At 58.9% G+C, this 5,392-nt stretch carries 5 protein-coding genes; all 5 read right to left on the bottom strand.

Annotated elements, in window-relative coordinates; genetic code table 11:
* The coding region (locus ACO1XS_RS23220; RefSeq protein ID WP_486391802.1) for a hypothetical protein at nucleotides 1–1,020 on the bottom strand (1,020 nt) is incomplete at its 3' end.
* 534 nt (nucleotides 1,021–1,554) lie between these two features.
* Nucleotides 1,555–2,814 carry an MFS transporter gene (locus ACO1XS_RS23215; protein ID WP_486391801.1) on the bottom strand — a complete coding sequence of 420 codons (1,260 nt, stop codon included), beginning with the start codon at nucleotides 2,812–2,814 and terminating at the stop codon, nucleotides 1,555–1,557.
* A gap of 204 nt (nucleotides 2,815–3,018) precedes the next feature.
* Entirely contained in the window at nucleotides 3,019–3,618 is a 600-nt protein-coding gene (locus ACO1XS_RS23210) for a malonic semialdehyde reductase (protein WP_486391800.1), read from the bottom strand.
* A gap of 26 nt (nucleotides 3,619–3,644) precedes the next feature.
* Nucleotides 3,645–4,202, bottom strand: coding sequence for a cupin domain-containing protein (locus ACO1XS_RS23205; RefSeq protein WP_331569204.1), 558 nt, complete (start codon nucleotides 4,200–4,202; stop codon nucleotides 3,645–3,647).
* An 81-nt stretch (nucleotides 4,203–4,283) separates the two neighbouring features.
* Nucleotides 4,284–5,392, bottom strand: a 1,109-nt coding sequence (locus ACO1XS_RS23200; RefSeq protein WP_486391799.1) for an alcohol dehydrogenase catalytic domain-containing protein, incomplete at its 5' end; no start/stop codon positions are given.

The raw sequence follows: 5,392 nt of genomic DNA, 5'->3' as shown, positions 1-5,392 counted from the left end.
GATGCTACCGTCGGCATGCGTCTGGTTGATGAGCCACTGGACCGAGCTTGCACTTTGTGTGTTCGAGCCGAACACCCACGGCAGGTAACCTTGCGGGAAGATGGTGTCGATACCCAAATCCGTATCCAGAGGGCTGTCTGGATCGCGCCCAACTGCATACCGCTGCTCGCTTGTCAGATAGAACTGAGTCGGTGCGTTCGCTCGGAGGAACTGCGCCTTTGCTGCGTACTTCGGGTTGTCAGGGAACAGCAACGCCCCGCCATTCATGCCAAGGTACACGTCGCCTTGATCGGCCGCGTACTCGTAAGGCCAGAATGTCCAGGTCGTACTTCCTGTTGCCCGTTGCCACGAACTACCCGAAAAACCGCTGGGGTTGATGTTGTGAGCCAGAACAAAATCAAGCGCTGCCCGAGCGTTGGCCCCGTACTGGGTGACGAGAGCTGTGCTGCCGGTCAGTTGACGGTCTCGGTACAGGAGATAGACAAACAGGGCCGAGGTTGCATCCACACCACGAACATCCGCGACGCCCGCGCCCGGGGAGGTGGGCACCGGATCATACGGCGGCGTCATCGAATAGACGTAACGCCAGCTTCCCTTCCATGTGGGGTCCACCATCTCTTCGCGAGCAGCGAGCCATGCGATACCTTTTTCCAGGCCGGTCAGGTATTTCCCGTCCCGCGTCGCCTCGTATGCCGCAGCAAGACCGATCAATGCATACTCCATATTGGAGTCTTCGTTCGCAGTGTCGCTGCCGGCTTCATCCGGAATTGCGCCGTTCACGTCTTGCTGCGCCAGGATGAAATCCGCTATGTGCAAAGCCAAGGTGCGTTGCTGATCGGCTGAAGTCGTTGACGTTGTCGAAGTCGAGGTGGAAGTCGTGCCATGTTTGCCACCTTGTGCGTGCTGGGTCGCTCCCAGCGAATCGGTGCCCGAACCACCTCCGCAACCTGCAACCGTTATTGCCCCCGCGGCGAATAAAACCGACGATATGATATTTCGCTTCCTTCTTAAGAATGCCATGGTATTAAGTAGGTTGATCTTTAACAAAAACAAAATAAGCAAATCCCCCATCAGGGCGCGAGTTGATGGCGCTCTGTAGTTGCATTTGGCACGGCGGGGCCGCCCGATGATTCGAGCCCGACCGTTGCCCGTGCGGCACAACGAGATGGGAACGCTAGGAAACTAAATGAATACCGCTGAGTGAGCGCCCCTTTTAAGGGCTTGCTCAGACCTTATGAGGAGGCCTTGGTGCATCGGCGCGCCGTTGTTTCGTATGACAATAGCGCACCGGCGAATTGAACAGTTGACCGCAGGAACCCCGTGGGTGGGATCGTCCATTCGCGCCGGTAATATAACCGTTTGAATTTTCTCAGTCCCGTAAGAATTTGTAACGCTCGTTTAGAACATCAGTGCGTCGCATGCTGATTATGTTCACACGAAATAGCGCTGAAAAACTGGGCCAATGAGTTGATCGTCCGCGTTATCTGTTTTACGCGCGCCCACAGATAGCGATTCTCACTTTCGAGAAGCTCGCGCTCTACCTTTCCATCTGCTTCATGCTGCTTGCCGAGGTTCGTCGGTCGTCAACACCACCGCGCCCCTACGTCGAGGTGCAGTTTCAACAAGCATAAGCACGACGAATATCCCCAGTGCGAGGCCTCCCATCGCGAAGTCAAAGACATGAGGCAATCCGAAATTCTGAGCGACATACCCGGCGATGACGGGTGCTACGCCTCCGCCGAAGATCTCGCCGATCCCCGAAATCAAACCGATCGTCGACGCGACGAGTCCTGCGGGAGCCGCTTCCGTTGCAATGGGGCCGCACAACAAACTCAGCAAGCCGATCGAACACATCGAGATACCAAACAGGAGTGCGAAGAGCTTCGCGGGATCCGCGCCTGTCCTCGCGAACACGAACAGCAGAACCGCCGCAACAGCGAACGCACCGATCGCAGCGACCTTGCGCCCCACGTAGTCGGAGATCCCGGACAAGCTGAACGAGCCGATGAAGCCGCCGAAACCCAGCGCCGACGCAACGAAGCCCATGCTTTGCGCGTTCAAGTGCAGCACGGTGATGAGGTACGTCGGCACCATCGCGCCTATGACAAAAATTCCGGACATTGCGCAAAGCATCGCTGCGATTGCCACAACGACATTCCGATTGGCAAAAATCGAGCGCCACTGGGCTCCGGGACGATTGATTGAGTTTGCGCGCAACGTTGCCGCCCGCGGGCGATCGCGAAGGATCTTGGCACACAGCCCCGCCACGATCAGGCCCGGTACAGCGGAAACCATGAAAACCCAATGCCACGAGGGCATGACACGCAGCAACTGCGTGGCGAGAATTGGGGCGACGCCAAGCCCGAGCAACGAAAACATGCTCATTTGGAAGCCGAGGTTGAAACCCCGCCTTGAAGCGAGCGACGCTTCGCTGGTAGCCGCCACGCTGGCCGGCGTGAATGCGCCCTCGGCGATACCCATGATCCCCCGGATCAGCATGAGACTGGCGAAACCCGTCGCGAGACCGGAACAACTCGAGAGCAACGAAAAGGCGATCATCGTCCACACCAGGATCTTCTTGCGGCCGATTCGATCCGAGATCGGCCCGCTCGCGATCGCCCACGCCCCCCAGGCAACCGCCAGCACGCCGATCAAATTCCCGAGCTGCTGAAAATTCAATCCCAAGTCACGCATCATGTACGGGAACAATGGCGCGACCATCCATCGATCCAATCCGACCAACCCAAAACCAACCGCCAACAGCAATACCGTTTTCAACTCATAAGCACTATCGTGCTTTCCTGGCGTATCCATGTTCTCGTCTCCTCCAGTGATGCCTTCGAAAGGGTTTCATTCGGTTCGGCCTGGCAATGCCACCAAAATCTATTTATTTCGTACTACTAACTATTTACGTCGAATTGCAGTGGAATAGCTTGTCCCTGCAGGGGGGCCGCTGCGTCTAAAGTTCGCGAACGGAACGCTATCGCCTCGCGGTCGATAGTTTGCTAGTCAAACGCGCTACACGATCGTGCAGGCTTCGTAGAACTCCAATCGAGGACTACGCGGAAAGAGCCCAGTCGGATCGCCGTAGCCAAGGCAGCATAGAAAATTGACACGCAACGACGTGCCTTCGAAAAACAGCGAATTGATAGCCGCCGCATCGAATCCCGACAGCGGTCCGCAGTCGAGCCCCAGCATTCGCGCCGCGAGAATGAAGTAACCACCCTGCAACGAACTGTTTCTGAAGCAAGTCTCCTCGGCGAGCGCGGGCCGATCCCGAAAAAGGTCCCCCGCATTCGGACGATGGGGAAACAGCTTCGGTAGTTGCTCGTAGAACGCCGTATCGTGAGCGACGATCGCCACCACGGGCGCGGTGCGGACTTTCTCCGCGTTGCCGGACAAAACCGCCGACAGTAGCCTTGTGCGAGCCCCCATCGAACGTACGAACATTACGCGCATAGGCGAGCAATTCATGCTCGTTGGCCCCCATTTGGCGAGTTCGTAAAGTTCACGCAGCGATTCGTCGGACACCGGGCGAGGAAGCCAAGCGTTCTGACTCCGGGCATGTGTCAACAATTGCGCTCGAGTCCGGCTATCTAGAGGGAGAGGCTCCGTCATCGGCGCGTACTCCAATTTGGCGTCACTCACAACGCCGCCCCGCCCTGCCGGCGGCTAGCGCCCACCATTAAAAACGCGACGACCGCGGGCGCATCGCTCTTGTTGCGCCACGCGTGCCGCGTACCCTGCTGCACGACGACATCCGTCGGACGTAGCAATGTCTCGTTTCCATCATCGACCTCCAACCAAATCTCTCCCGACAGCACGATCCCGTAATCGACCGTATCGGTCCTATGCATGCCAGGGCAATCGGGTTCGAACGTTCGCGCAAGGTCGGGCATTCGAGCAAGGCACTCCTCGCCCGCGGCGACAGGGTCGAAGCCGGGAGCGCTCATCGTGCTGTCGGGCGGAAACGTGACGACCAAAAGGCTCGTGCCGCCCGAAGGAGGCAGTAGATCGGTTTGCCCGTCGGTGGGATCGGCATTGCCAGAAGGCACGACAGGCGTAGGCGGTGTCGTCCAAACCTGCGCGAATGCGTGCCCCGGGATCGATTCGAAGTTAACGGTGCGCGGCGTGGCGCCATCGTAAACCACCACGGAGCGGCCTTTGTCGTCGTGACCGGTTACCACGCGTCGGATAGTCATCAATACACTCTATGCGGGAGGTGAAGAAAGGCCACACGCCCGGCCGGAAAGTCCCTCGCCGGCCAGGGGCTCATGCCATGCTCAAGGGCAAATCACGTAATTGCTGAAGCCGCCGTTGCGATTCTCGATGCCGCCGAGTGCAGTGTTGATGTCTTCGAGCTTGAAGGTGCAATGCTCGAACACCGACAAATCGACCACACCCGATTCCACCATATCGGCCATCTCCTGCCCCTGTCCCGCCGTGAACCAAGCCGAACCGCTAAAGCGCTGATCGTTGTCCATCATGTAGTGCAGATTGATCGGGACTTCGCCCGCCACGGCGCCGATATTGATCAGATGGCCACCCCGCCGCAGCGTCTTCAACGTCTCCCGCAGTGTCTCTTGCGGTGCACCGGGCCCCAATGCGTCGATAACCGCATCGACGCCCGCCCCTTGCGTCACGCGCTCGGCCCACTCGCTGACCGAACCGTCATCGAGCGACATGACTTCGATGCGATCGGGCGCCAACGCCTTGACGCGCTGCAGGAGTTCCCGGTTACGCGCCGTGCCGAGAATCTTCTTCGCACCCATCGCCAGGCCGAAGAGCGCAACGCCGATACCCAGAGTGCCGCTGATGCCGCTCACGAGAATCGTGCTGCTGGGGCCGACCTCGGCCTTCTTCAATGCGCGATATGCCGTGCCCAAGTAGCCGAAACGCGCGGCCGTTTCGTGACTGAGATTGTCCGGAATGCTCACGAGGCTGTATTGCGGTGCAGTCATGTACTCGCACAGGCCGCCGTACGGATAATCGTCGAACAATGCCTGCGAACGTTTGCTGAAGCCGAAGTAGCCGTTGAACGTGTAGTAGGGACACGCCGTCGTATCGCCGGCGCGGCAAGCACGACATCCGCCGCAATAGCGCGCGGGGTTGACGTAGACGCGATCGCCCGGCTTGAACGCATGGACCTGGCTGCCTACCTCTTCGATCACGCCTGTCGCATCGAGACCGAAGATAGCCGGCAGCTTCGGTAGCGGAAGATGCGGAAACCATTTCTCCCAATTGCTCAGGACGTTGCCGAGATTCGGCACGATGCCGCATGCCTTCACTTTTACGAGCACGTCGGTCGGGCGCGGCGCTGGAACCGGGATGTCCTCCACTACCATCGGCTCGCCTACGTTGTGCATGCGCGCCGCCCGCATCATCTTCGTCG

The organism is Trinickia sp., assembly GCF_057351765.1.
This window is presented reverse-complemented; position numbering and strand designations above follow the sequence as displayed.

What these genes read in the sequence shown, in the direction of transcription:
- ACO1XS_RS23215 (WP_486391801.1), bottom strand. Translation starts at nt 2,814, where the DNA reads ATGGATACGCCAGGAAAGCACGATAGTGCTTATGAGTTGAAAACGGTA.
- ACO1XS_RS23210 (WP_486391800.1), bottom strand. Translation starts at nt 3,618, where the DNA reads ATGACGGAGCCTCTCCCTCTAGATAGCCGGACTCGAGCGCAATTGTTG.
- ACO1XS_RS23205 (WP_331569204.1), bottom strand. Translation starts at nt 4,202, where the DNA reads ATGACTATCCGACGCGTGGTAACCGGTCACGACGACAAAGGCCGCTCC.